This window comes from Chryseobacterium indologenes (assembly GCF_001295265.1).
In the GTDB taxonomy this organism is placed as follows: Bacteria; Bacteroidota; Bacteroidia; order Flavobacteriales; family Weeksellaceae; genus Chryseobacterium; species Chryseobacterium indologenes_A.
This window is the reverse complement of record NZ_LJOD01000001.1, coordinates 63,716-89,455: the sequence shown is the minus strand read 5'-3', so window position 1 is coordinate 89,455 and position 25,740 is coordinate 63,716. Positions and strand designations below refer to the sequence as shown.

Sequence of the window (25,740 nt, the reverse complement as noted above, 5' to 3'; positions counted from 1 at the left end):
CGGATTTTATTAAAAGGGACTTTTCATAAAGTTTAAACAGGTTTTTTAAGTTTCAAAAAGCCGTTAATAAAAAAGAGATCATCCGATTATTCGGAAGAAATGCTGAGAGTTTTCGATGGAAATCCGCAAACCTATACCGATTGGGGCACAGAATACTTCGAAGAAAGTTATAAAGAAAGTGGAGAAACAGTGGTTCGAATTTATAAAGGAGAGACTCAATAAAAAAAATCTAACTTTTATATTCCTCCCATAACATACATATTTTCCATAGTAGGAACGGGGCTTCCTCCTTCTTTTTCAAGAGTGATGGCAAAGGCCTGCGCCTTTGAAATAGTAGCTAATACAATCTTGCTGTCTTTCTCTTCAGAATACATTCCTGCGCTTACAGGTTTTCCGTCTTCAATAGCCCAAAGCTGGTACTGCATCCCCTCAGGAGCTTTTGGAAGACTTTCAGCATTAAGGTAAACCTGTTTTGTTTTCTTATCCCAGAATACCATAGCTTTCGCATCCTGATGTTTCTCTACACCTTTCAGCATTACGGTCTGCATATCAGGGTTGGAAAACATGGCTATTTTCTGGTTCATTTTCTGCATAGAGAAATCCAGGGACTGTTTCTCGGTTTTCATTTTTGCAATTTCTTTCTGTACTTCAGATTGTTTGCTGACCCAAAAAAGATTTCCCGCAGTACTTGCTAAAAACAAAACAGAAGCAGCAATACCTATAGCTTTCCAGTTATTATTTCTTTTACTGTTTTGTTCTTCTTCCCATGGTTGAATAACAGGAGAGTGTAGTGGAGTAGAAATTTCAGATTCTTCCTGAAGAATTTGTTCCTGCTGGATTTTGTTCCAGATTTTAGACTTCAGATCACCCGGAGGTAGCACAGCCTGGGCAGTAGCAAGATTTTCCAAAGTTTTTTGTGCCTCTTCAAAAGCGGCTTTTACTTCAGCATTATTCTTCATCACACATTCCAGAATCCCTGCTTCCTCGGGAGAAGCATGTCCTAGAATATAAGATTCTATAATTCCGGATGATATGTATTCTTTAGTGTTCAATTTATTGATAATCTTTTAACAAATCCTTTAATTTCATAAGGGCATTCCGCATTTTCGTCTTTACGGTTCCCAGGGGTATTTTCAGTTTCTCGGATATTTCATTCTGGGTATATCCCTGATAATAGGCCAGATCTATAAGTTCTTGCTTATCAGTTTCAAGCCTTTCCAGTACATTATTAAATCCAATATAATCGGAGGTGGTATTGTGGGTGGAAAGTTCTGTAGAATTATATACGAAATCGGGAAGCGGTTGGTTTTTAAGCTCATTTTGGAACCCTTTGGATTTTAAATAATCTATTGCCGTATTTCGGGCAATATTAATTATCCAGGTATAAAATCTTCCTTTTGAAGCATCATATTGATGGATAGAGTTCCAGATTTTAACAAAAACATCCTGAATGATTTCTTCCGTATATTCCTTAGACTGAACAATACGCAGAATAACCCCATATAGCGCACCGGAATAGTGGTCATACAGATAATGAAAACCATTTTCGTTTTTTTCTTTTAGTAAAACGATAAGTTCCTCTTCTGAGCAGGTTGTTTTAATAGCTTTTATTTTTCTGTCCAAATGTAGTGAAATAAAATATATCCTAAATGAAATCCATAAGATCTTTTATTTCGTAAATGATTTCTTGGGTGTATTTTAAATGTTGCTCCTGAAGTAAACAGACCAATATTCCGGATAAGCCCTCTTATCTTTTGATTTTATTTTTTTTAATAAAAATAATTAATTGATTTTCAAATCGTTGTAATTAATTTCATTTTTTTTCAATCTAAAACAGAGCCTAACTCGTAAGTGAGATTAAGAACACAAATTACCCATAATTAATTAAAAAATTAACACAATGAACACGCGATCAAAAATCACAGTTTTAGCAATGGTAGCTTTATCATTTGCTTTCAGCGGGAAGGTAACTGCACAGACGATGAAAGAAAAAACAGTAATGGTAGGGGGGGCTCCTATGTACCCTTCTAAGAATATTATCGAAAACGCCGTAAACTCTAAAGATCATAAAACTTTAGTAGCTGCCGTAAAAGCGGCGGGATTGGTAAGTACATTAGAAGGAAAAGGTCCTTTTACTGTCCTGGCTCCTACTGATGCCGCTTTTGCAAAACTTCCGAAAGGAACAGTAGAGAATCTTGTAAAGCCTGAAAATAAGACGATGCTTACAAGCATACTAACATACCACGTTCTACCCGGAAAATACAGTGCTAAAAAAATATGGAGCGCCGTAAAAGCAGGGAAGGGAAAAAGCATGATGAAAACAGTACAAGGAGAAGATCTTACATTTTGGACGAAAGGAAAGGATCTTTATATAAAAGATGCTAAAGGAAACAGTGCCAAAGTTACCATTGCTGATGTAAACCAGTCTAACGGGGTTATTCATGTGATAGATACGGTTCTGATGCCGTAGAAATTTAAGATTAAGCAGCATGTTTTCAATGTGCTGTTTTCTTTTACTTAATCAAACACTTAAAAAAAAATTAATAGTATGAAAAAAATGATTCATGTTTCTAATCAGGGGGTTACTCTTGATACAAGCCGACGAAACTTTTTAAAATTGAGTGGAATAGGGCTGGCCATTGCCGGGCTTACCCTAATAGGTTGTGATGATGATAATGATTTTTATCCAATGGATGATAGCCCGATTTTTGATCTTGGATCAGGAGATGTTGGTGTTTTAAATTATGCCTATGCTCTTGAACAGCTTGAAGCTGATTTTTATACGAAAGTGGTTAATAATTTCTATTCCGGAATATCCAGTATAGAGAGAGAGGTTTTTACAGATCTTTATCATCATGAAGTGATTCACCGGGACTTTTTCAAAGCAGCTATCAGCAGTGCAGCCCCGAATGTTCTTCCAAAGCTTGAATTCCAATATCCTAATGTAAACTTTAATGACAGAAACTCTGTACTGGCCACTGCAAAAGCATTGGAAGATACCGGAGTAGCAGCGTACAACGGTGCCGGAAAATACATAACCAATCCAGCTTATCTTGTTATTGCCGGAAAAATAGTTTCAGTTGAAGCCAGACACGCATCTGCCATCAGAAACCTGATCAATCCCGGATCTGCAGATTTTTCAGGTGATGATGTAGTAGATGCCAACGGCCTTGATCTTGCCAAAGAACCGAAAGATATTGTAATGGCAGCAGGAGGTTTTATAAAAACCCGGTTTACCTGGAAAGAAAGAGGTATTAATTAACCATTCATCTTCAAAAACTTACATTATGAACATTCTTAGACTATTAGATAAGCTTTCTTATGATCAATTTTTCACCACGGAAGCCTCGAAATTAGAAAAAATAACGAATACATCGCTATTTGGTAAAAAAGCAGCAGAACCGGCAAACAGGCAAATCACAGGTGGTGCTCTTAAAAACACCTTGACAGATGCTTTACAATTAGCACTTGTTCTGGAATATCTTGAAAATGAATACTATGCTATAGGATTATCAACCCCTGGATTAATACCGAATTCAGACCGGACTGTTTTTATGCAGATTTCAAAGCATGAGTCAGCGCATGTTGGTTTTTTGAAAACTACGCTCACTTCTCTTGGAACCACTCCGGGTAATAAACCTACCTTTGATTTTACGGCTAATGGAAGCTTTTCTCCATTTACAGATTATAATCAGTTTCTCATTTTGGCCCAAGCTTTCGAAGATACAGGAGTGAGGGCTTATAAAGGGCAGGCCGGAAATGTTATGTCAAACAAAGTTGTACTTCAGGCGGCGCTACAGATTCATTCGGTAGAAGCAAGGCATGCCTCTCAGGTAAGGAGAATGAGAGCTAACAAAGGCTGGATAGAGCTTGCCGATGGAGGAAATATGCCTTCAGCAACTCATCCTGTTTATGCCGGCGAGGACCTCACTAATCAGGCAGGTTACAACACAGGAACCTTATTTGGAGCAGCAGCAGGTTCTGCCGCTTACGACGAGATTTTGAGCGGCAGCGATGCAGAGACTATTGCAGGCTTATTTATCGTGTGATATTATGGAGTTAGAAGTTCAATATCTTAATCCTTTTCTGAAATGGTACGGAAGAAGTATTATTTAGAATAATATCCATTGTACATTATGGAATAAAAAAAGAAACCCTGGGTTTCTTTAGAAATAAGCTCCCCACTATCCGGTGGGGAGCTTTATATCTGATATTAACTCTTTAATTTAAACGATAGGAGAAAGAGTTTAATTAAGTTCATAATTGGCAATCACCAGACCTAAAATGAAATGAACATAGTCCTGTTCTGCATCTTTTCTGTTGATCAGCTTGTTTTTATATTCGTAAGAAGATAATTTTTTTGTCAGTCTTTCGTAAACTTCAAATTCATTTCCTTTAATTTTTACCCTCATATTGCCGTCTCTTCTGGTAACGAGCTGATCGTCTAACGTTCTTACTTTAAACAAAGCTTCACATAAGGTCAGGCGGGATTTCATTGATCCGATATATCTTTCAACTATATTTACCTTGAACGAATCAAATAGGATGTTGTGAAAAACAATTTTAGAGTTGGGCTCCTGAGTATTGAGCTCAAGTTTATAGTTCATGAATTTAAATTTTTATAAAATAGATTTAATTATATCAAACAGCATTTATTTTATATGCTTTTATTGTTGGGTTCCGGTACTTAAGAATAATTGTTCGTTCAGTTATCGGAGTAGAAAATGAACGATTATTCATTCATTCTCAGCTGCTGGTTAAATCCTCAACAGATCTCTTTTCAATGATAAGGACAAAAACAGTTAACAAATATAGCACTTAAAACTTTAATTTAATAATATTTATGTTCACACTATCGGGAAAATTCACTGAATTTTATAATTTATACAATGGATGAAAATGAAAGTAAGCTGTTTTATAGAATGAAAGGCGCTGTATGGTATTGATTTTTAATTATATGGTGGGATTTGTATAGGGCTTCATATCCAATCAATATCAGATTCACTTGGTGGGATTAAATATTTTTTGGAATTTTGCACATCCTTAAAAAGGATTTGAAAAAAGACTTTATATCCATGAAAATGAAAACTATTCTTTTTAAAACCCAGCTGATAGCGTCTCTTTCAGCGGCGGTATGGGGATTTGGCCAGACCGCTCATCAGAATAATGATAAAGATTTTACACTTAATCTTAGCTTTTTTCCGGTTGATAATAACTTCGCAAAAAATGGAGTGGAAGTAAAGGACGGATATATCATTGCAGGTCAGAATTTTGTGAATGAGGGTGATAAACAGTTCAATTCTGCCATCATTAAAATTTCCAAAGATGGAAAAATGCTTAAAAAAACATTGCTGGGCGATAATAAAAACTATGATGATGATTCCTTTAACAAAACTGTTTTCAGTACCGGAAATAATAAGCTGGTTCAGATAGGATCTAAAAAAATAGACAAAAGATCCCGCCTCTGGCTGAGGGAAATAGATGATGAACTCAATGTAGTACAGGAAAAAGTGATAGAAAACGTACCTGCGGATGTCACGTTCGATCCTTTGGTTTTTAATGTAAAAGACGGATTTTACTGTGTAACCACTTCTGCATTTTTCCGTGATAAAGAGCTAAATGTTACCTTTATTTCCAATGACCTGCAGAAAACGGAAAACAATGTGATTAGTTTTATAGAGCCACCGTTTGATTTTCATAATACGGGATACTATTCTGCAGCACTGGATCAGAATAAGCTTTACGTTCTGATGGGAGCGATTGATGAAAGAGTCTCTTATGCATACAAATGCTACCTTCTTGAATATGATCTGGCGTCCAAAAAAGTGACCCGCCACAAAAAGATTACCGGTGAAGAATTTCAGGGTAAAAAAATACTGATCCATAAAAATCAGATTTATGTAATTGGGATGACTGATACGAAAGAACAGTTTCCGAACAAACAGACCAGAAGAAACACTTCAGTAAGAGTTTATAATATGAACTTTGAGAAAGCCCGTGAGTTTAATTATAATCCAACCAGCAATCAGGGAAAATTTACGGAACATATGCACGATGCGGCGATTGTGGGAGATAAGCTGCACATAACAGGAGAAATGTATAATTTCGGCGGAAGCTTTTCCAATGAATCCGTTTACCTCGTTTTTGACCTTCAGGGAAAGCTTCTGGATGAAAGATTTCTGAAATACGGAACTCCTTACAGCGAAAACAGGCTGATCAAAATTTCACCATTAAAAAATGACGGCCTGATGCTTCTCGGAAAAGGAGACGGATGGAGAATTCTTATCAAATAATACACAAACCATGAAATATTTAATTATTATTGTTTTACTTCTTTCGGGAGGGAGCCTGTATTCACAAACCGGTAAAGCCGGTAAAGGAAATGTAATAGCAGATAAGGATTTCCTGAAATACCTGCTTTCGGCCAACGAACAGAACAGTATTGCTGTAGATTCAACCTATCAGTCTTTAAGGCTGGACGCTAATAAAGACGGGATTATATCAGCCTCAGAAGCTGAAAAGGTAACGCGGCTGAATATTGAAAAGACTCCCGTGGTAACCCTGAAGGGAATTGAGCTTTTCAAAAATCTTAAAACCCTGTTGATAAAAGCAGAGACCCTGAAAGATCTGAATGGTGTGGAAACACTGAAGAAACTTCAGTATATTGACTGTTCTTTCAGTAAATCAATGAAAGAGTTGTCTTTTAAAAATCTTCCGAAACTGGAAACCATTGACTGTGGCTGGTCTTCTCTTACCAAGCTGGAGCTCGCAGGGCTGCCAAGCCTGGAAAGACTCAGATGCGGAACTAACAAGCTGGAAAAACTGGACCTGTCCCAACTGACGTCTCTCACAGAACTCGTGTGTGAAAGTAACAGCCTTACAGAGCTTTCAGTGAATCATCTTAAAGATCTGAAGTCTTTGCGTTGTGACAATAATTTTTTAAGGAATCTCGATGTGAGCAACCTCAAAGAACTGGAATACATTAACTGTTCTTACAATGAAATTTCCACCCTGAATTTTGAGAATTTAAAAAAACTGACAGATATTAACTGTGCTTACAACAGAATTAAAAAACTAAACATTAAAACTAACGGTAAGCCGCTTACCCGTCTTACTATTGAAGGAAACCGCTATATCAATACATTATGCTATAACGACTTCGATCTTGAGCTTATTAAAGCAGGCAATATCGAAAAAATAAGCCTCACGAATTCCTGTAATTGATCAGTCAAATATCATTCAAATTAAAGAATAACAAAGAAGCCGTCTTATCCTGAGATGGCTTCTTTTGTAACAGGAGTAAAGAAATTGACCAGATTGCCGTCCGGATCCCTGAACAGTAGAGACTGGTTACCCCAAGGCATTAATGTAGGTTTCTGTACAAGATAGGGGGACAGAAAAGTTTTTAACCGCTCAAACTCCTTTTCAACATCGTTTACCCGGAATTCTATAATAACGGAACGGTTTTCAGCCGGCCGGGCAACACTTTCGCCGCCAAAAAGCTGCAAAGTTCTTGTGCTTCCAATAGCAATGATTGCGACAGAAGTCTGAAGTTCGGCGAAATCGGGAGTATATTGTACCGCTTTAATACCTGTTACCTGCTCATAAAAGGGAATTAGCTTTTCAATGTCGGACGTAATAATACGGATGGATACTACATTCATTTTTTGAAGATTTTAAATTACTGCACAAAAATAGGGTAGAGTTGTGACAAGAGTGTGTCAGGAGGTTTGCTGGATAAAAAAAATCCTGATACAAATATCTGTAAAGTCCATGCCATAGGATTCTCCAATCTGCTCTCCTAACGAATTGAAAATCTTAAAACTGATTTTAGCTGCTTTTGTCTCTTTTGGTATTATTGTTACGGTTTTCCATAAGGACGGAAAATGTAGCAAACAATCACGTCATAGCTTTCAGTATGGGTAACAAAAATTCCGCGGCGCCTGAAGGCGCCGCGGAATTTTATTAATCATGAGTCTATCCTTTATGATAAGGGCATCCGGCGATCTCCGTATCTATGACGATGACGTTTTTTGTGCTTAAACCTTTTCATGAATTGCTGTTGACAGATTCAACAGAATAGCATTTATATCACATTCACAGCCCATCCGTCCTGATATGCCTGTTCGTTAATATAAATACCTTCCCATGTTCCTAAATGCCATAAAATGATTATTTTATCAGCAATATCGTTCATTCCGGGATTCATGACGATTTCGGAAACAATTGCATTTTTTAACTGATTTTCAGTAAAAGAATTTTCAAGCACATTTTTGGAAACCGTCAGAAACTCTATAAAAGTCTCTGCTTGAAGATGATTCAGAATGTAATTATAGTAAGTTTCAGTGAGGCCTGTAGACTGTAATTCATTCAGCGTAAATCCGGTAAGGGCCTGGGAGATCGACATGAACACATCAAAATAATAATCATCAACGTTGAGAACCTTGTTCGTAATAATCATTTCGTTAAAAATTTGAGGGTTGTGGTATCTTAATTTTTGTAATTGTGGCTGTATGTCTATGAGAGATTTCAGGATATTATTTCCGCATCCGGTTCTTTTCCGGAAATGTTTTGTGGCTTTGAAGTCAATCCATAATGATCAGTTTTTGTTTATGCCGAAATTAACCAGATCCCGTTATATACAATTCAGTATTTCTACGTAATTTTTGTAAGCGGTTAAATTAGATAGAAAACGAAAGGCACTTGGTAAAAGTGGTTTAATGATTTTTATTTATATATTTCAGAATTAAATAGAGGCTGTTTTGGGTAAAGTGGGGCTTGCGCAGGGTTAAAATAAAAAATGTAACCTCCGTACAGATCAGAAAATAGTAAGGTTCTGTTTACAGGTAAGAATTTTATCTTTGAAACTGAAACTTTCTTCTATCAGGAATAATTTTTAACCATTAAATTGCTGGACTTCATTTTAAAGCGTTCTGCTGATAAAAAATCTTAATGTTTTAAAATAAAATTTAAATAGACTTTAAATCTTATGGATCAAGAGGTAATAGATTATATCAGGAATTATTTTGGAAATTTAATGACTGACGATGAACAGTCGGCATTGAAGTACCACATGTACACCAGTAAAACATCTGAAGATTCTCAGATGAGGCGGATGATGATTGAAAGAGGCTGGATAAACCAGGATCCGGAAGTTATGAAACTTTTGAAAAATGGCTATGAGGAATTTGAACAAAATACAATGAAAAGGATCATGACAGAAACTCCGGAAAAGATATTCTTTAACAACTGCCCGGAATGTGGAAAATTGGCCCGGACTCCTTTGGCTAAGCAGTGCAGGCATTGCGGACACAGCTGGCGGGATGAATAAAAATGATAAAAAAGTTTATCTTTTTAAGGCAATTTCCTGCTATTTACTTTTTAATCTGAATTCAGATTTCTATAAAACTCCTCAATATCAAGTATAGGAGTATTTATAGTTTATTCTTAACAGATATAGTTATGTATACTGAATTATTCAATAGCAATGGGCTTTAGCCCATTGCAAAAAATAGGTTAAATAGTCAAAAATAGTTGGTGAAATTCTTTGTAGTACCGATTATTACTAATGATAAAAAAAGTTTATTGAACTTGTTTCAATAAACTTTTAATGTCTGAAAATTCAAAAAATCATTGTTGGAGCCGCAAAAGCTTGAATATAATTTCTTTGAGAAAGCAAAATGGAAAACGTCGATTTAAATGTAAGAACTGTGGTATCTGTTTTATAAAAGCAAATAGTCCGGCTATGTCTATTGTTATATCGTTTAGTCATACTTTTTTTACGTACAAGTTAAACCACTATATTTTATACACATTTTCAGCTATATTCCTGCAGTATCAAAAGTAACTTCAAGGATCCATCTATCCCAATCATAATGTCCTTTTTCACCCACAAGTCGGTACGATGCATAAGGTATTCCGCTTGTATCGATCGGAATATTAAGATTAGCAACACTACTTGAGTACTCTTCTACGAATGAATTAGGCGTTACATTTACCCAACTTTTACTTTCCTGTTTATATACTTCCACACGGTATTTGCTAAATCGCTGTGACGCTCTCTCTATCTTGGTGTATAAATGGAGGGCAGTCAGAATAATTTTATGTTTGAATTCAAAAGTAATACTCTGGTTCCCATCAAAATGAATATCAACAGGCTTCCCATCCTTATCATAATGCGTAACTGGGCGCCATGCATTAATTTCACTGGTTTGATTTAGGTCATTTATACCATCAATCATATTATCAACCGTAGATCTTGCATATGAAATCATAATAGTTTCCATCTTTAAGAAATCTGACGGATAATTTCGGTCTTTAATCATATACAAAAGGAAATTGCCTCTCTTTTGTAACGATTCATAATCATCAGGAGCCGGTGATACTCCCCCCAGTCCTGTGATGGTTCCCTTTTGCAGATCATTTCCTCCTGCATTTAATTTCCACGGATCATTCGAGGGCCAGTCAGATAAAGATACTGGTTCCGTAATATGATAAACTCCTTGCCGGCTTACCCAATCTGTTGAAGTTGTAATGGTAATAAGGTGATTTCTATTGCCGCTTTCATATTGTGTTCGGTTAGCAATAGAATCCATAAGATCCTGAGCAGAAACTCCTTCTTTAAGAAGCTTTAATGCCTGAGATGGCCTCCAACCTGAATTCCAGTTCAGATCACGTAATTGGCTGAGCATCAGAATATCATTGGGAATAAAGGACATTTGTTCCATATCAGAAGCCAATGCTTCAGTTCGGGCAGATAAATATCCATTTGCAGCAATACCTGCACGTAAAAGTTTTTTGTCTTTCTCACTCATACTTGAACCAACAATCATGGGAGCCATCTCTTTGTTGAATACTTTGTGATATAGCTCGGCTGCAAAAGAAGAAATAAGAGATGCATAACGATAGAAATCTTCATTATTCACAAAAGTATCTTTCATTTTTTCTTTATAAGTGATCATTTGTGCCACACTCAATTGCAATATATACCCCGCAGCTATATGAGCGGTATCCACTCCCTGCTTAAATAAAATAACAGCATATCTTGCAGCGTCATCTGTCTGCAGCCATAAATTATGAAGATATTCAAAGTCTTTAATGTGAATAGCTTTTTTAAGTTCCGCTTCCGACATTGTTCCTCTTGATGCTTTGTTCAGTAAAACTGCGGCTCTGTAGGCTTTCCTTGTAGAGTCTGATATTATGGCATTTCCATTATATTCTAAATCATCAAATATAATTGTAGAATCTAATGGGGACAGGTAAGGAATCCCATGCATTTTAAGATATTTGGTCAAAGCAGAACTTGAAGTGTTACACACGCTGGATTCATTTCCGATTAAATATCGAATCAGATCTAAACCAGGTCCGGGGTTTTCAACACTGTTGATAAGCCCTTCAATAAGGCCTGGTACTAGCAACTGTACTATCTCTTTATTATTGCTTAAAGTAAGATAACTGCTTATAGAATCTTTAAAGGATGAGGGAAGCATGATCAATTGACGGTCATCCGGACTAGTAGTTCCCGCTATATTATCAACGATAGAAAATCGTATTATTGAAGGATTACGGTAATAATTTCTAATGTATAATGTTTGCTTAGTGTTTTCTATATATAGGTCATAACCCGAATACCTTGTATTGCCGGCAAATAATATACAGTTTGTAATGTTTTCAGATGAAATATCTATAATTTTCAAATCTTGAAATAAATCAAGCGGGATGAATATTGTAACAGGTGTATCACTGTAAATATCCAGATCCATCATAAATTTTCCGGGACCGAGCAGGGCAGTATCAGCAAAAGGTAAGATAAAATAACTGCTTTTTTTATCGAATACGGGAAGCTTGAATCTCAGCTCGGGCGCATCCTGTCTTTTAAGTGTCATTATAAGATTCCTCTGTATAAGGTTGATATTAAAATCTTTCATCCATACTATCTTTTCAATGCGTACAGTTTTTTGTTCTTCACTGGTCTCGTAAAATGTAGCACATAGTCCCATATCCGGGCCTGCTGAAACAATTGTCCAATCGATGAAATAAGGTGTGTTTTCCAGAATAAGTTCCGCAGCACTTTCAATTGTCCATTCCGGGCCACCTTTCTTAAGGTCAATAGCAAAGATATCTTTACTTCCGGTTCCATTTGCTGCAGCATAATGTGTCACATCATTTCTCTCTCTTTCAGAGGTGCTGATGAATCTTGTAACTGAAATTGGTAATAAAGTGATATTCGGTACCAAATCAAGCTCAGCCTGAGATTGAACAATCTTCGTATCAACACTTTGTTTAGCAATCAATTGAAGTGTATAAATACACCTTTCAAAGGGGATTCCTTCACGTAAATAAACTTTTACATAAGCTTGTTTGAGGTTAGTTTCTATACTTTTTTGATTGGGTTCAGGAAAATAGAGGCTGTCATTGTGTGCAGAAACCGTACTTATAGGATCGGAAACTAAAAGCTGTAAATCACAATCTCCTTCGAACATTGTAATACCTACAATATATTTTTGATCCTTATTTGCAGAAGTATTAGCTATGTTAATTTTGTAATAATGAATTTCTCCGGGATAGCTGAATGCAGCTTTAAACTCTTTGTTAAGAGAAAGATTGCACATATTGCTTTTATTATCATTGGGTATATCAAGTGAAGAAGGTAATTGTATTTGGTATTGATTCTGATGTAAAAATATGGAATGCTTTGTATTTTCACTTTTAAAGAAATCTCTTATATACAATATCGGTGACGTATTTCCTTTTACTCCGGCTTCTTCATGATCCGCTAAATATAATCCTAAATCATTACCACGCTGGCACTGAATAACTCTTGTACTGTCTGCCCACTCTGGGATAGAAATATGCAATTCGGTGTTGGAATTCTGGAAGTTGGTAATTAATATCTGTGAATCTGAGGTTAGGCTGTTCAGATCAATAATTTCCTTAGGAGAAATAAATGGTAAACTTACATGGGAAGATGTATTCTCAACAGGCACGAAAGTATTTTCCACAAGATCTTCCTGATCAGGAAGCATAACTTCATAGGTTTGAGCATATGGATCATCCGGAGATTTTATCCATAATTTAAGCAGACCTTCGCTATGGAGATCTGAGTAATAGCCATTAATGAATAAAGAAAGCTCCTGGTCTTTACATTCTATGATGAGATCAGAACCACTTTTCTTATACCGAAGAGCATCTTTAGGTGATTCCAGTAGCAGTTGGTTAAAATGCGATGTATAAAAGTCTAATTTAAATTGACCTGCATTTTTAGAAAAATTATATGTATTTATGCCCTGATCTGATGTTAATAACTTTGCAGCACCAGAAGTGCCCCCAGACCTGTTACTTAATAAAAAGGTTTTAGGCAGATTGGCAAGTAATGTAGGTGTTGCACTCATGACAGATAAGCTGCTTAAACTGAATGGAACCTTATCAACACCCATAAAAATAAGGGATTTTGAAATATCAATCGTTCCATTTTGCAGGTAAATCCCATGAATTGTAATTTTCTTTTCTTTGCAGCTTATTATTAAGCTATTATCTGTTTTATAAGCTTTTACCAAGTCAGGAGCGCTGGAAAGATCTATGCTTATGAGCTGAGTATTTTTCCAACTAATGGCTTCAAAGCTAACTTGGACATTCCCTTTCCCATCCCAAAATAAATTGTCATTACCGCGGCAAATAATTTCATTACCTTCTCTAAGGATATAGATATTGGAGCCTTCACCTCCCCGTATTTTCAATCTGGCACCTGTAATGCCACTTATATCAAACACTGCATCATTTGGAGCATCCTGTATATCAACATCTTTGGCGTTATAAATCACAATTTTAACATCAGCCATAAAAAAATTGGTTGTGTATGAATTCGTTAGGAAAATAAAAGAATCAGGCTGTTCAGCATCTTTGGTTTTAAGTACAATAGATGACTCATTTGCATCCCAAATAATTGTATTTTTCCCTTCTTTGGCAAGAATATTATTTACCCGTGAATGTTGATCAAAAATAAACTGATCATCACCCTTTCCTCCGATGATTTCCCAAACTGAAGCATTTCTTATATCGAACAGGTTATTTTTATCAGGGTGTCCTCTTACAATATATTGATCTGTCTCGGGAATTTCATTTCCCAAATTAATGAAGGCATATCCATAAATCCCTTCTGTTGATGTAGGCTCATTTATAATTTCCCCGGCTAATTCTCTCACATTTAAAATACTATCGTAAACTTTTATAAACCCATCCCGAACATCAGGGTTGCGTGTATCACCAGTACATCGGGTCAAAGATACCACCGCAAAGCTTTTATCGCGATAAAATATCTTTTCATACCCTTGTTTTGCATAATATTTTGCGAGGTAGTCTTTTGTTCCAGCCCAATCGTTGTTGAGTATGGTCTGGTAAGCCGAAGCCGAATCTGCAGCGGCTTTGAGAATTCTGGCTTTTTTTGTAGCTAACGTCTCAATACCGATCCATGATGCGAAAAATTGTTCTACTTTATCTCCTGTATCCCTGTAATAGTTACCATACTCATTTAATAGGATGGCTCCCTGTGCTATTCCACCAACGATTATTGAAGCTGCCGCAATAGCCAAGCCTATTGGTCCTGCTGAAGCTGCTACGGTACCAATTGCTGTACCTGCAATTGCTGTACTTAGAGAGACTCCTAATACAGCTCCGCTTACAGCCAGCCCTGCTGCTGTAAAAACAACGGTGTTAACTGTATTAGCTACAAGAGATTTATAAATATAGCTGTTTGTTCCTAGCCCGCTCCTCCAAAAATCGTCCCACTGTAAGCCAATAGAGGCCATTGTAAAACCTGCTAGAGCAAAGTCAAGACCAATTAAGATTTTTTGCATGGTCAAAATGCCCCTGCCTGGCTTCATGCCTGCAGAAAGCATAGTTGACATACTTTTTTGTAAAGATTTGATGACGACGAGGTTAGCTACACTTGCCAATGCATTACCGGTAATGAGAGTAAGATCAATTCCTTTTTCCGTTGCAGATATAGTATTCCAGTCTTTGATTAAACCCGCAATACCTGTAGCCAGAAAATAAACATTCAGCGCTTGTGCCCCCTTTTCGATAACATCCGGAGCCAAACCTGACTTAGTGGTTTCAATAGTCTGTCGCTGAGAATTTATTTCTTTTCCAAACTGTTTTACATCAGAGTCAGCTGATTTAATCAATGCATCTGTCAATAGCTGCCCATCCGTTTTATTCAGATGAAGTAAAGCTCCAATAACTTTCAATCTTGCTGTTATATCTGTATCAGATAATGCAACTTTAAGTTTATCTTCATATACAGTCATCTTTGTACTTCCCTCCCATTTTACAATTCCTCTGTCAGAAAGATATGTTTTTGAAGTTTCTGGTGTCAAGACCGAAATTGCCTCAAATATCTTATCAGCTCTGCCATTTAAATCGTTCCGTTCTTTTGTATCTGTAACTACCATTGCCCGGAGTGTCTGGATGTAATCATCATTATAGACAGGCTTAAGCTTGTTAAATTCTTTCGTATCCACTATTCCTCCCAAACTGTTTATAAGTGTTTTTATCTCTTTTATATCATTTGCTTTGATACTCGAGAAGGTAGTTTGTGCCAAAGATGTTTCGGTTAAAGCTGATATTTCAGCACGGTTTTTTTTCAGGATTTTTAATTGTTGTACTGCATTCTCCGAGGCCAGAGTCTCCTGATCCTTTGAAGCCCGGATAATGCTTGCTATTTCATTCTTTTCCACCATAGCACTTTCATCAGTTTGTGCCTTAACATCCCATATGTAAAAAGTGGATGCTGTGTCACCGTCTTCATTATTTCTTTGCATTATCATTATTTCCTCATTATCAATTTTTTTGGACGAAAGTACATCCAAACCTCTGGTATCCTCACCTAAAGCATTATTTAGCGAAAGAGGGTCTATAATAGCGGATGCTAAATCATGTATAAAGTTTTCATGCAGCTCATTTTCAGATAAATCTATCTCTAAATGAGAAGCATTCAGTGGGGCTTGTGCCATCGCTTGTGTTTTAATACTCCTGCTTGTAGCCCGCACGATCTTACGCTGGTCCTTATCCCATGAAACAACAATTTTATCCTCACCATTTGAATTTACAACTGTGTTGGATACCTTTATCCTGGTTTTGCCGCCAGTACCTGTATTAGTAATAGCTTTAAAAGCAGAAATTTTTAATCTGCCATCTTGATATTGCCCCATTCGGTCGTAATAAAACTCCTTGCTAAGTTTTCCGAGAAATGATTGTTCAAAATTGGTATTCCAATAATCGGGCTGTTGTGGGATTATGCCTCCTTGCATATCTTTCTGAATCGGAGGATTTGCTAATTCACAACCTAAAATGGCTAATTTGGTATATCTTTTTGCCCAGTCAATAGGTATTGATTGTGATGAAAAATCAATTGAAAGGACAGCCCATAATTGTTCTATTACCTGATAAACTTCATAATATTCAATGCCTCCAATTGTCAACTGTTCTGGATTACCATGCCCAAGAATATATGTTCTGATATTAGATTTATTATTAAGAAGAGTATACTCATCCGATTTACGACCATTGACCACATCAACAAGTTCTGGTACACGCAAATCAGAATTGTAGTGATAGATCAGTGTAGGAACTGTCTCTGCCATTTTAACGCCATAAGCCAGGCTATCCAACTGTTGTCCAAAATCTTTACCAAAAGTAATAAATATCTGGGCATCGTATTTGTTTGCAGAGCCTCCCGTAAATCTCCATGGCGAAGCTTCATAGCCTGCATGATAAAAGCCTCCTCTCATAAGTGTATTGTGAACTTTTATTCCATACTCCGGTATTTTTACGAGCTTATTCGCAAATCCTCTAAGCCCCCCTTTTAATTTTAAGAGTTCAGCTGCAGTTTTGTGGTCGAGTTTAAGCAATTGTGCTTCAGTGAATATGCTTAATGGAGTATCTTTATCAAGCAATCCACTAATTACTGCAGCTTTAAGTTCTGCAGAAAGATCATTCCAGTGATACTTAATCAATGTTTTAGTTAATACCGGACTTTTTTTTATTTTCATCAGGCTCTTTGCCCTTCGAGCAGGATTTTGTAATTCCTTATACAACCAATCTGCAGCTTCTGCGTCTTTTGGAAATTGTATTCTGTTAATCGGAATTTGTAAATCTTCATATTTGCTTAATATCCTTGGGGCAATATTTTTGCTGATGTCAGCCAATTGTTTCCTGCTAAGTAACTTTATCTGAGTTTCTGTGAATTCCAGAAGCCGATCTCCTAAAGCCTGAATCTGCGGGTATCTCAATTTAGCTACTGCATTCAGAGAAAGTTCTTTTGCTTGTTGAGCGGTAAATCCTTTAAAAAAAGCTGCAGGAATATAACCTATACAAGGTGCAATCTTTTTGAAAAAGCTTCCGGTACCCATTTTACGGGCATCCCCCGGTCCCATCAGAGCAAGCATTTCTCGTAGCTGTCTGGAAGGTGGAGTTATATTTTCCACTGTAAGGCCATTTAAGTATGTATGCTGTTCATTAGTAAGTACAGGTTCTGATTTTTTAAAAAAACTATTAGATAAATATGTTAATTCTCTTGTTGTAACTTTATTTAAAAATTCATTAAGCTTGCCCAGATTATCGAGTGCCTGCGCAACATTATCATCCAAAACTTCTTTAATAATGCTGTACGAAAGCACATGAAGCTGAGCTTTTGAAAAACCAGCCAATATGCCGGCAAGTTCAGTTGCAGAAAGATATTTGAAATGTGTAGTATGTGTTCTTGCCAAAGCCTCAGGGGAAAGTGCTAATACTTGTGCCTTTGTGAGCCTCTTTAATAAGCCTGTTCCTTGGGTTATTTTGAAAGGGCTGTCAATTGTCGGTGGCATTTCATATAATTTGATCAGATCATCCAATACAGCTGGCAATATGTTTTGTAACTGGCTGCTTGAAAAACTTCTAAAACTTTTCTTTGGAGAATCCCAAACATACTCTCCTGAAGAATTAAGAGTGTAACTTGTGCCAAAAATATTCTTATAAACTTCTAAGCCAAACTGGTTAAAGTGTTTTGGAGCTATAAGCGAGAGTGCATTATTGTCCAGATTAAAGAAAAAGCCGGCAGTAGGATTAGAGATATTCAGTTGCTTAGCTATAGTAACAGGGAGCCATTTGGCTATATTTATTGACCATTTACGGATAGGATTTGGAAAATCTAGAAGACTTACAATTTTCGCTACCGGTATAGCTGTTAGCTTAGTTGCTGGAATATACTGCTGAAGTAATTGAAATGTTTCGGGTTTCATTGTGTTCAATTCAGTCTGAGTAATATCACTGATTATTTTTAATCCCAGTTCCTCTGTTACCCTGCTAAGAAGACCTGTATTATCAGTTTTTAGTTGATCAATTACATCCATACTAAATTTATAATTAGATGGCAGTAATGTCTTAATATTGTCATATGCTGTCTGATCAAGAAAGCTGGCAAATTCTTGCTTTGTTGTAAACTTTCTTCCGTCTGTGAGTGTTACTGTGCTAAAAGGCATAAAATATGATTTTGGTTAATTGGATAAAAATTAAAAATTTCTTATTTTATTGAAGACTAAGTAATTTTGATTTAAATGGAAAATCTTCATTATTATTAATAACTTAATCATCAATATGTGATAAATGTATACATTTTTTTTAAAATGGCAATATGTAACAATCTTAAAATCAATACATTGATTTTAATTAACATACTCTTTTTTAGCGGATGTTTTTTTTAGAAAACAATTTTTAAAAGAGAATTTTTAATACTTTATCTATATTTTATTCTATTTTGTTTTTTTTTATTTTCTCAAAAAAAAATATAATTAATTAAATTTTCGTTTTTTTGATTAAATTAAAAATAATTGTAATTTCTATCATTTAGCTTTTAAAATAGTAAGGCTGCCTATTATTTTAATGCTTGATTTTTTATTTTGACTTCTTTATTATTAAAACCAGGAATACAGCAGTTTACAGTCAGAAATAACAAAATTTTTCATTTTACTGTACCGCCAAATGGATTTTCTCACACGTAAATAATACTTTTTCGCTGACTGCTATCTAATGATCAAAGCAAACGTCAAAAAAAGATATCGTGGAAGATTGGGAGTATTAGATGTTTTTAAGGTGTATACGGTTTTGGAACTTATTCCTACAGATATATTGTCCTTAATGGTATGGATTGATATTGAAGTGTATAAATCTATCGCTAATTATTAGTGGAAATGTTGTTTACAGTAAAATAGTTAACCTCAGTTCGGGATAAGAATATTTGATAGATGCAGGTTTGAAGCTGGATGATGGAAGAGGGAAGCTATGAAAGTCATGAAGAGCAAAATTGATCTGCTTTTATTTAATTTGATTTTCTTGAGGCTTTCAATACGTATAACTAAAATTAACTTCCAGCCTCCTTCTTCCATCTTCACGCCTTTTACATTTAAACTCCTTGACCCAAACTCACGTTAGTTAGGTTTCAATCATCAAATTGTTTAGTAAAGTTGATATTTTGATTCATTTTGGATTGAATCCTATTTATATAAGATGCGCATTATGACTTTTAACAACGGTGTCGAAAAGAGAAAAGGAACAACTTCACGCGTTATATGTGAGAATTACGCAGAAAGCTATTACGAGAGCAAAAATCAGAATCTGATACTGGCTTTCTTCGATCCAAACGAAAAGATGAATGTTACCTTTGGAAGAATTAAGCGGAACTAAATTCAGGGAGCTGAAAAAAGTCGCTGACCAAGACAATTTGGATCACGGAAGTATCATTGTGACTGTGTATAAATATAAAACTACGATTACAGATAATGCTAAAACTCAATGCTCCCATATGGTAAAAGTCTATGTGAAGCCCATTGTGCATTATATTAAAAGTGAAAGCCTGCCTAAAAGGCAGGTGAATATCCGATCGGATTTTATTATTTAATCGTTTTTTAACTGAAACTTGTGTATTAAAAATAAAGGAGGTCATTAGGCTAATGGCCGCTGATCATACTCTTCAGCACCGCATTCTTAATAGCAGCCTCCTTATAGCTCCAATACTCGCTATTTTTCGGCATCTGGTTTTCAAGAACAATTACACTGGTGTCTGTGGACGGGAAATACACATTAAGGCAGGTAAAGCCGTCTCCCAATCCCGTAATCCCGAAATAATCCAGTCCCTGCTCTTTGACCACCCTTACGCTGTACCCGAACCCCATGCTTTCTTTTCCGAAAACATTGTGCTGAGATAGAGTAGAAGCTGTCATCATAGCCTTCTGATACTTAGGGGAAAGCAGTTTTCCTTTGTAAAGGGCCTGATCCCATTTTGCCAGATCCTGAACCGTTGAAACGATTCCGGCAGCAGGAATCAGCTCAGTATTGATAAATGTTTCTTCAACTTTCTGATACTGATTATTTTCACTTCTGTACCCCGGAACCAAGGATTGCTTATTCTGTGGATCGTAGCAGAATGTTTTATTCATTTTCAGTTTCTTAAAAAGAGAATTGGCCAGTTCCGTGAATTTCTTTTTCGTTGTATTTTCAAGAATTTCACCTAAAAGGGCATACGATAAATTACCATATTTGAATTGTGAACCGGGCTTGATAACCAGTGGCTTTTCCTTGTCCACAATGCCGTGGGTATGATTCAGCAGGTGATGTACCGTTACCGTGTCGGCCCAGGATTGGGTAAGTTCCGGCAGGTATTTTCTGATTGGCGTATGAAGATCAAGTGTCCCTTTTTCAGCTTCCCGCAGGACAAGCACTGCTGTGATCTGCTTTGAATTGGACATGATTTCGAACTGATCATCGGTTTTTAAAGCGATTTTTCGATCAAAATCTCTATAGCCGTGTGCTTTCAGATACCTGGTTTTCCCGGCCTGGGATACCAGAACAATTCCTGTGAACTGTAAAGGCTCTGAAGCGGTTATAATACGGTCGATCTTCTTTACGTAGGCATCAGAACTTTGCGCTTTTGCAGGCATACTGAATAGCACTGCAGTAAGTAATACAGAAAACAATCGGATTTTAAACATAGATTTATTTAGAGTTATAATGGTCATAAGCAGTCCTGGAAATATCAGCTATGATTGCTTCAGCGTTGTCAAAGCTTTCATACGTGTCATGTACGAAAACGGCAACAACAATTTTCCTGTTATGGGGAAGTTCTATAATTCCGTAGCTGTTGACAGCACCTGTCATACCTGCATTATTGGTGAAAGAAGTTCCGCTCCTGTGCGCAACTTTTACATTGGCAGGCAGTTTTCCTTTCAGGCGCTTTAGTCCGGTCTGGTTATTAAGCATGGCGTTGTAAAGCCATTGAGTGTGTGCTGGATTCAATATTTTTCCCTGATAAAACTTTTCTAACAGATCAGCAGCTTTGTCAGGTGTAATCTTATTGATAAACTGAGAGTCCCAGTCTTTGTGCATGCCTTCCTCATCGTTTTTGATGATAAAATCACCTCCAATGAGCTTTTGTACAGGTTCAGTTCCTCCAATCAGTCTTATGATAACATCCGTTAGATTATTATCACTGTAGCACATCATCCATCGTAAGGCTTCTTCTAATGTAATAGTAATGTTTCCTTCAGGATGTTCGTCCCTGAAAGGGCTCCAGGTATCTTCCAGCAGCTCTTCCTTTTTAATGAACAGCTTTTGATCCAGCTTTAGCCTGCCTTTTTCAACCTGATGAAGCGTTGTTAAAGCGATAGGGAACTTAAAAGTACTCAGCATCGGGTACAATTTTTTACCATTGATCTGGACTTTATCATTCTTCTGAATCCCGATAACAGCAACTCCTACATCCGCTTTTTTACCAGAAATAATATTTTCAATTTTTTGGGTGAGCGTAGTGGTCTTTTGGGCATTCAGGCTGAATGATCCCAGAACAAGGCTTAAGGCAGCACAGTAAAATCTTACAGATTGCATATTATTTTGTTAAAATGATTAATTCTTTAAATATTTGAGAATTCTGAGGGTCATATATTCTCCTTCTTCCGGAGTGGCATCATTATCCATATGGCCATGGTTGATAGGGGTAAAATCAACCGTCATTCCGTATTTCTTTTTCTCTTCCTCCGTAGGCAGAACTCCCTCATCTGCGGGGTAATCATTGGACCGGAGCGTATAGATTTTAGGATGGGCTGTTCTGGGCAGAGGCATTCTCCGGTTATCCATGGTAATTACTTTATGAATAAGTTCCGGATGCTGATGTGCAAACAGGGCTGTCATATCACCACCGTTAGAATGTCCTATTACAGCCAGTTTATGGTAATCAAGATCCGGGAAATCTTTTTTCAGCTGGTTGAGAACAAAGAAAATATTCCGGGCGCCGCGTTCCCAGTTGGGCATTCTTGTCACCTGAAAATTCCCGTCTATCGCCAGCATTTCATCAGTAGGCAGCTCATGCTGGATGCTTACGACAAAATATCCTTTTGAAGCGAGAAGTTTGGTGAGGTAGGAATACACAAAATAATCACCGCCTTTATTTTCACCCCAGCCATGGCTGAAAATGATTGGGGTAAGCTTAGATGTTTTTTTGTTTTTAGGCTGATAAATAGCTATAGGAATCTTCCGGCCTCTTGATTGATCAGAATAAGTTAAAGTATCCGGTTCAAAATCAGCGCTGGCAACAGCAATACCGCCGGTTTTTACAGAACACTGTATAAAAAGGAAGCTTAAAATAAGAAATGATAAATACCGTATCATGCTACTGAATTATTTAAGGTTATAATTTCTGGTGGCCCACTTTTTAGCCGGGAGGATCCATTCATCGGAAGCAGGATATAAAAAGCCGTGTTTTAATCCGTTATTGAGTTCAATTTCTTTAAAACGGGGAACCGGCAGGGTTGACAATTCTTTTCTCTTGATGGCAGATACCCCGAAAATATCGGTCTTTTCATAAATAGTCAGAATATTTCCGCAGAAATTGATGTCAGGAATTTCCTTAATATCAGAATCCTGGTAACAGCCGATCAGAACAAAATTAAGGTCCGGGTTTTTAGCATACGTTGAAACAAACTGGGCAATATATCCGCCTTTGGAAGTGCCGACTACCGTAATATGACCGGGCTTGACTCCCATTGCTGTTAAGCTGTCTATTTGGGCTGTCACCTTCCTGGCATACATTACAGCATCTGTTTTAGGCTTTCTTTTCTCGCTGATGACAATGAAGCCGTCCTTCCTGAAAGAAGCCAGTATTTCATTATATTCAGCTTTTGTATTGTATTCCGGAGAAATAGTTCCTGAAGGATTGTTCTCTAAAAACTTATTGTGAAGAAAAAACACGTAATTCTTTTCTTCCGGCGCAGCCTCTGTTTTTGGATGAGGCTGGCAGCTGAAAGAGATCATTGCAATCAGTGCAGGAAGGATGAGTTCTCTTATGGCCATTATTTTATCGGGCGTTATAATGGGTATAAGCAGCATGAGCAATGTCTGCAATTATTTTTTCAGTGTCAGCGCGTTCCTCCGTAATGTTTTTCAGATAAACGGAAAGGATAATATGCTGTCCGTTGGGAAGTTTAAAAATTCCGACATCATTCATGGCTGCCCTTAGATTATCCTGATTATTCCCGGAAATACCTGTTCTGTGAGCGAGTTCGGTTCCGGAAGGCAGGCCTGCTTTCATCCATGTCAGTCCGCGTGAGGTCTGCACCATGATCCGGTAAAGATAGTCCGTTGTATTTTTCTTCAGAACTTTTCCTTTGTAAAACTTTTCCAGAAGAAGAGTAGTGGCTTCAGGAGTCGTCACATTTACGTAGAGGTTTTCCCAGGCTTTAGCCATCTCTTCTTCATCCAGTTTAATGGTAATATCTTTGATTCCCTGTTTATTGATGAATTTCTGAACGGTCTGAGGACCTCCCATCATCCTCAGAAGAATATCACAGCCATTGTTGTCACTGTGAGAAACCGTATAGCGTAGCAGCTGGTCAAGTGTCAGATGTATATTTCCATCAGGAAACTCATCCCGGATAGGACTCCAGGTATCAGGAAGCAGTTCCTCTTTTTTGATCAGGAATTTCTGGTGCAGCTTCAGTTTACCTTTATCAACCTGGTCCAGTACGGCAAGGGCAATATGAAATTTGAAAACACTCATCATGGGCATACTCATCTGTCCGTTGATGCTTAATGTATCTTTATTCTCTATATTTTTGATGGATATTCCGGCCGTTGCATTTTTAGCATTTATAATCCGGATGATCTCTTTTCGTAAGTTTTCAGTCGACTGGGCGGTCAGCTGTAAGGGGAGCATGCATACTGAAGCAAGGAACAAAATTTTTTTCATTTTGTGAAAGGTCGTTTTTATCGTTTTAATGTATAGGCTAAATATTTCAGACTGTGCGGGGGAAATTCAGACTGAATGCTGTTCAGCATTTTGCTAAATTAAACAAAAAAAGGAAATAACCCTGTACGGTTTTGAAAAAAATATCCGGTAAAGAAGAGACTACTGTTATGCTGTTATTTTAAAGCAATATCTCGAAAGCTTATAGCCAAAAAAAGCAGGGATCAACTCTCTGCTTTTTCTTTTTTTACCGCCTGGTTCATCATCAGGATAACGCCCAGAAGGACAAGTGCAATAATCAGGTAACGCCATGCAAGGCCATTCTGGTCCGTAACTGTTCCGCTTACAGAGATAATAAAACTGGTAACCGAAGTTATTACATACACAAGCCCTCCCATCAATCCACCGGCTGTTCCGGCATTCTTAGGGAAGTACAGCATACTCGTTGTGAAGAATGATGTAAACAGGATTCCCGAACAGATATGAATAAAGAAGGCAAACGGAATCATGATAAAAAGACTTTCTGCAAAATATCCGATACTGATCAGCCCGGTGATCAGAATGAGCTGCAGAATAATAGGCTGTAGTATCCGTTCCTTAAAGTCAAGCTTAAGCCTGCGTTTTCCGATAAAACCGCCGATCATCCATGAAAAACCTAAGATCAGCGTACAGTAACCAATGACAACAGGAGTAAAATGAAACGTGTTTTCAATAATAAAAGGCCCGGTAATATTGAACAGCATCACAATGGAATAGCTGAGCCCCAGAATAATGATTCCCAGCATGAAAATACGGTTCTTCAGCATCATTTTATAGAGGCTGATATTTTCAGAAAGATCCAGTTTCTTCTTCTCAGGAAGGGTTTCCCCACTGAAAAACCATTCAAAAAGGAAGAGAATCCCAGCATACAAAGCCAGAAAATGGAAGTTGGCGTGCCAGTTGAACAGTTTTTCGAGGTATCCGCCTAAAAAAGGAGCTAAAATAGGTCCGCACGACCATACAATAGTGAAGTAACTCAGGTAATGCTTCACTTTTTCGGAATCATAAATATCTACAAATATAGCGCGGGTAGCTACAACGAGAACAGAAACAGCAGCCCCCTGGAGGATACGGAGCAGACATATCAGGAAAATACTGTCAGTCATCGTAATCAGAATACTGCTCAGGATCAGCAGGAATAACGCTACTAATTTAGGACGGTAGCGTCCTATATTATCCAGAATACCTCCTACAAACAGCTGGGAGATCCCGTAACTTAGCAGATAAGACGTTAAAGTAATTTGAATATCTTTTTCAGAAACCTGCATTTCTTTTGCCATGGAAGGAAAGGACGGCAGGTAAATATCAGTGACAAACCCGGAAAGCGGTATTGACACAAAAGCCATGATCGTTATTAATCTGATACGTTTTTCAGATGCTTCTTTCATCAACATAATCATTCATTTTTTTACCGTACAAAAGTACATCAGGAA

21 protein-coding genes are annotated in these 25,740 nt (G+C 37.1%); 9 read left to right on the top strand and 12 right to left on the bottom strand.

What is annotated here, in order from left to right; genetic code table 11:
* Positions 1-99: 99 nt before the first annotated feature.
* Positions 100-222 (top strand): hypothetical protein, encoded by a 123-nt coding sequence (locus tag AOB46_RS23935; RefSeq protein WP_262486705.1) that lies wholly within the window; start codon positions 100-102, stop codon positions 220-222.
* 14 nt (positions 223-236) lie between these two features.
* Here the strand turns inward: AOB46_RS23935 and AOB46_RS00350 are convergent, their stop codons facing one another.
* Positions 237-1,052, bottom strand: coding sequence for an anti-sigma factor domain-containing protein (locus AOB46_RS00350; RefSeq protein ID WP_062696068.1), 816 nt, complete (start codon positions 1,050-1,052; stop codon positions 237-239).
* Between the two features lies 1 nt (position 1,053).
* Positions 1,054-1,623, bottom strand: a complete 570-nt coding sequence (locus AOB46_RS00345; protein WP_241489137.1) for an RNA polymerase sigma factor — start codon at positions 1,621-1,623, stop codon at positions 1,054-1,056.
* A 277-nt stretch (positions 1,624-1,900) separates the two neighbouring features.
* Between AOB46_RS00345 and AOB46_RS00340 the strand changes: the two genes are divergently transcribed.
* From AOB46_RS00340 to AOB46_RS00330, 3 genes are all read left to right on the top strand, one after another.
* On the top strand, positions 1,901-2,470 hold the full coding sequence (locus AOB46_RS00340; RefSeq protein ID WP_062696067.1) for a fasciclin domain-containing protein: 570 nt from the start codon (positions 1,901-1,903) through the stop codon (positions 2,468-2,470).
* Between the two features lie 78 nt (positions 2,471-2,548).
* Positions 2,549-3,262, top strand: a complete 714-nt coding sequence (locus tag AOB46_RS00335) for a ferritin-like domain-containing protein (RefSeq protein ID WP_062696066.1) — start codon at positions 2,549-2,551, stop codon at positions 3,260-3,262.
* 25 nt (positions 3,263-3,287) lie between these two features.
* Complete coding sequence (locus AOB46_RS00330) at positions 3,288-4,049, top strand: ferritin-like domain-containing protein (protein WP_062696065.1); 762 nt, start codon at positions 3,288-3,290, stop codon at positions 4,047-4,049.
* Between the two features lie 198 nt (positions 4,050-4,247).
* Here AOB46_RS00330 and AOB46_RS00325 read toward each other — a convergent pair whose 3' ends face one another.
* Positions 4,248-4,607: a hypothetical protein gene (locus tag AOB46_RS00325; protein WP_062696064.1), complete on the bottom strand. Its 360-nt coding sequence runs from the start codon at positions 4,605-4,607 to the stop codon at positions 4,248-4,250.
* A gap of 474 nt (positions 4,608-5,081) precedes the next feature.
* Between AOB46_RS00325 and AOB46_RS00320 the strand changes: the two genes are divergently transcribed.
* Positions 5,082-6,293, top strand: a complete 1,212-nt coding sequence (locus AOB46_RS00320) for a hypothetical protein (protein ID WP_131724287.1) — start codon at positions 5,082-5,084, stop codon at positions 6,291-6,293.
* Positions 6,294-6,303: 10 nt separating this feature from the next.
* Complete coding sequence (locus tag AOB46_RS00315) at positions 6,304-7,224, top strand: leucine-rich repeat domain-containing protein (protein WP_062696062.1); 921 nt, start codon at positions 6,304-6,306, stop codon at positions 7,222-7,224.
* A gap of 44 nt (positions 7,225-7,268) precedes the next feature.
* On the opposite strand, the gene AOB46_RS00310 is transcribed toward AOB46_RS00315, so the two are convergent.
* Positions 7,269-7,664 (bottom strand): VOC family protein, encoded by a 396-nt coding sequence (locus tag AOB46_RS00310; RefSeq protein ID WP_062696061.1) that lies wholly within the window; start codon positions 7,662-7,664, stop codon positions 7,269-7,271.
* A gap of 422 nt (positions 7,665-8,086) precedes the next feature.
* Positions 8,087-8,461, bottom strand: a complete 375-nt coding sequence (locus tag AOB46_RS00305) for a hypothetical protein (protein ID WP_062696060.1) — start codon at positions 8,459-8,461, stop codon at positions 8,087-8,089.
* Positions 8,462-8,989: 528 nt separating this feature from the next.
* On the opposite strand from AOB46_RS00305, the gene AOB46_RS00300 reads away from it, so the two are divergent.
* Entirely contained in the window at positions 8,990-9,331 is a 342-nt protein-coding gene (locus AOB46_RS00300) for a zinc ribbon domain-containing protein (RefSeq protein ID WP_062696059.1), read from the top strand.
* A 490-nt stretch (positions 9,332-9,821) separates the two neighbouring features.
* Here AOB46_RS00300 and AOB46_RS00295 read toward each other — a convergent pair whose 3' ends face one another.
* Positions 9,822-18,518, bottom strand: a complete 8,697-nt coding sequence (locus AOB46_RS00295; protein WP_062696058.1) for a hypothetical protein — start codon at positions 18,516-18,518, stop codon at positions 9,822-9,824.
* A 547-nt stretch (positions 18,519-19,065) separates the two neighbouring features.
* On the opposite strand from AOB46_RS00295, the gene AOB46_RS23260 reads away from it, so the two are divergent.
* Both AOB46_RS23260 and AOB46_RS00290 read left to right on the top strand, forming a co-directional pair.
* Positions 19,066-19,221, top strand: coding sequence for a hypothetical protein (locus tag AOB46_RS23260; protein ID WP_157845023.1), 156 nt, complete (start codon positions 19,066-19,068; stop codon positions 19,219-19,221).
* Between the two features lie 466 nt (positions 19,222-19,687).
* Positions 19,688-19,933 (top strand): hypothetical protein, encoded by a 246-nt coding sequence (locus tag AOB46_RS00290; RefSeq protein WP_062696057.1) that lies wholly within the window; start codon positions 19,688-19,690, stop codon positions 19,931-19,933.
* Positions 19,934-19,982: 49 nt separating this feature from the next.
* Here AOB46_RS00290 and AOB46_RS00285 read toward each other — a convergent pair whose 3' ends face one another.
* The 6 genes from AOB46_RS00285 to AOB46_RS00260 form a co-directional block, all read right to left on the bottom strand.
* Positions 19,983-21,023: a serine hydrolase domain-containing protein gene (locus tag AOB46_RS00285; RefSeq protein WP_117590549.1), complete on the bottom strand. Its 1,041-nt coding sequence runs from the start codon at positions 21,021-21,023 to the stop codon at positions 19,983-19,985.
* Between the two features lie 4 nt (positions 21,024-21,027).
* Positions 21,028-21,915: a class A beta-lactamase gene (bla, locus tag AOB46_RS00280; protein ID WP_062696055.1), complete on the bottom strand. Its 888-nt coding sequence runs from the start codon at positions 21,913-21,915 to the stop codon at positions 21,028-21,030.
* An 18-nt stretch (positions 21,916-21,933) separates the two neighbouring features.
* Complete coding sequence (locus tag AOB46_RS00275; protein ID WP_241489136.1) at positions 21,934-22,695, bottom strand: alpha/beta hydrolase; 762 nt, start codon at positions 22,693-22,695, stop codon at positions 21,934-21,936.
* 9 nt (positions 22,696-22,704) lie between these two features.
* Positions 22,705-23,376, bottom strand: coding sequence for a hypothetical protein (locus AOB46_RS00270; protein WP_062696054.1), 672 nt, complete (start codon positions 23,374-23,376; stop codon positions 22,705-22,707).
* A gap of 4 nt (positions 23,377-23,380) precedes the next feature.
* Positions 23,381-24,271, bottom strand: a complete 891-nt coding sequence (bla, locus tag AOB46_RS00265; RefSeq protein WP_062696053.1) for a class A beta-lactamase, subclass A2 — start codon at positions 24,269-24,271, stop codon at positions 23,381-23,383.
* 221 nt (positions 24,272-24,492) lie between these two features.
* Positions 24,493-25,698: an MFS transporter gene (locus tag AOB46_RS00260; RefSeq protein ID WP_062696756.1), complete on the bottom strand. Its 1,206-nt coding sequence runs from the start codon at positions 25,696-25,698 to the stop codon at positions 24,493-24,495.
* Positions 25,699-25,740: the final 42 nt, after the last annotated feature.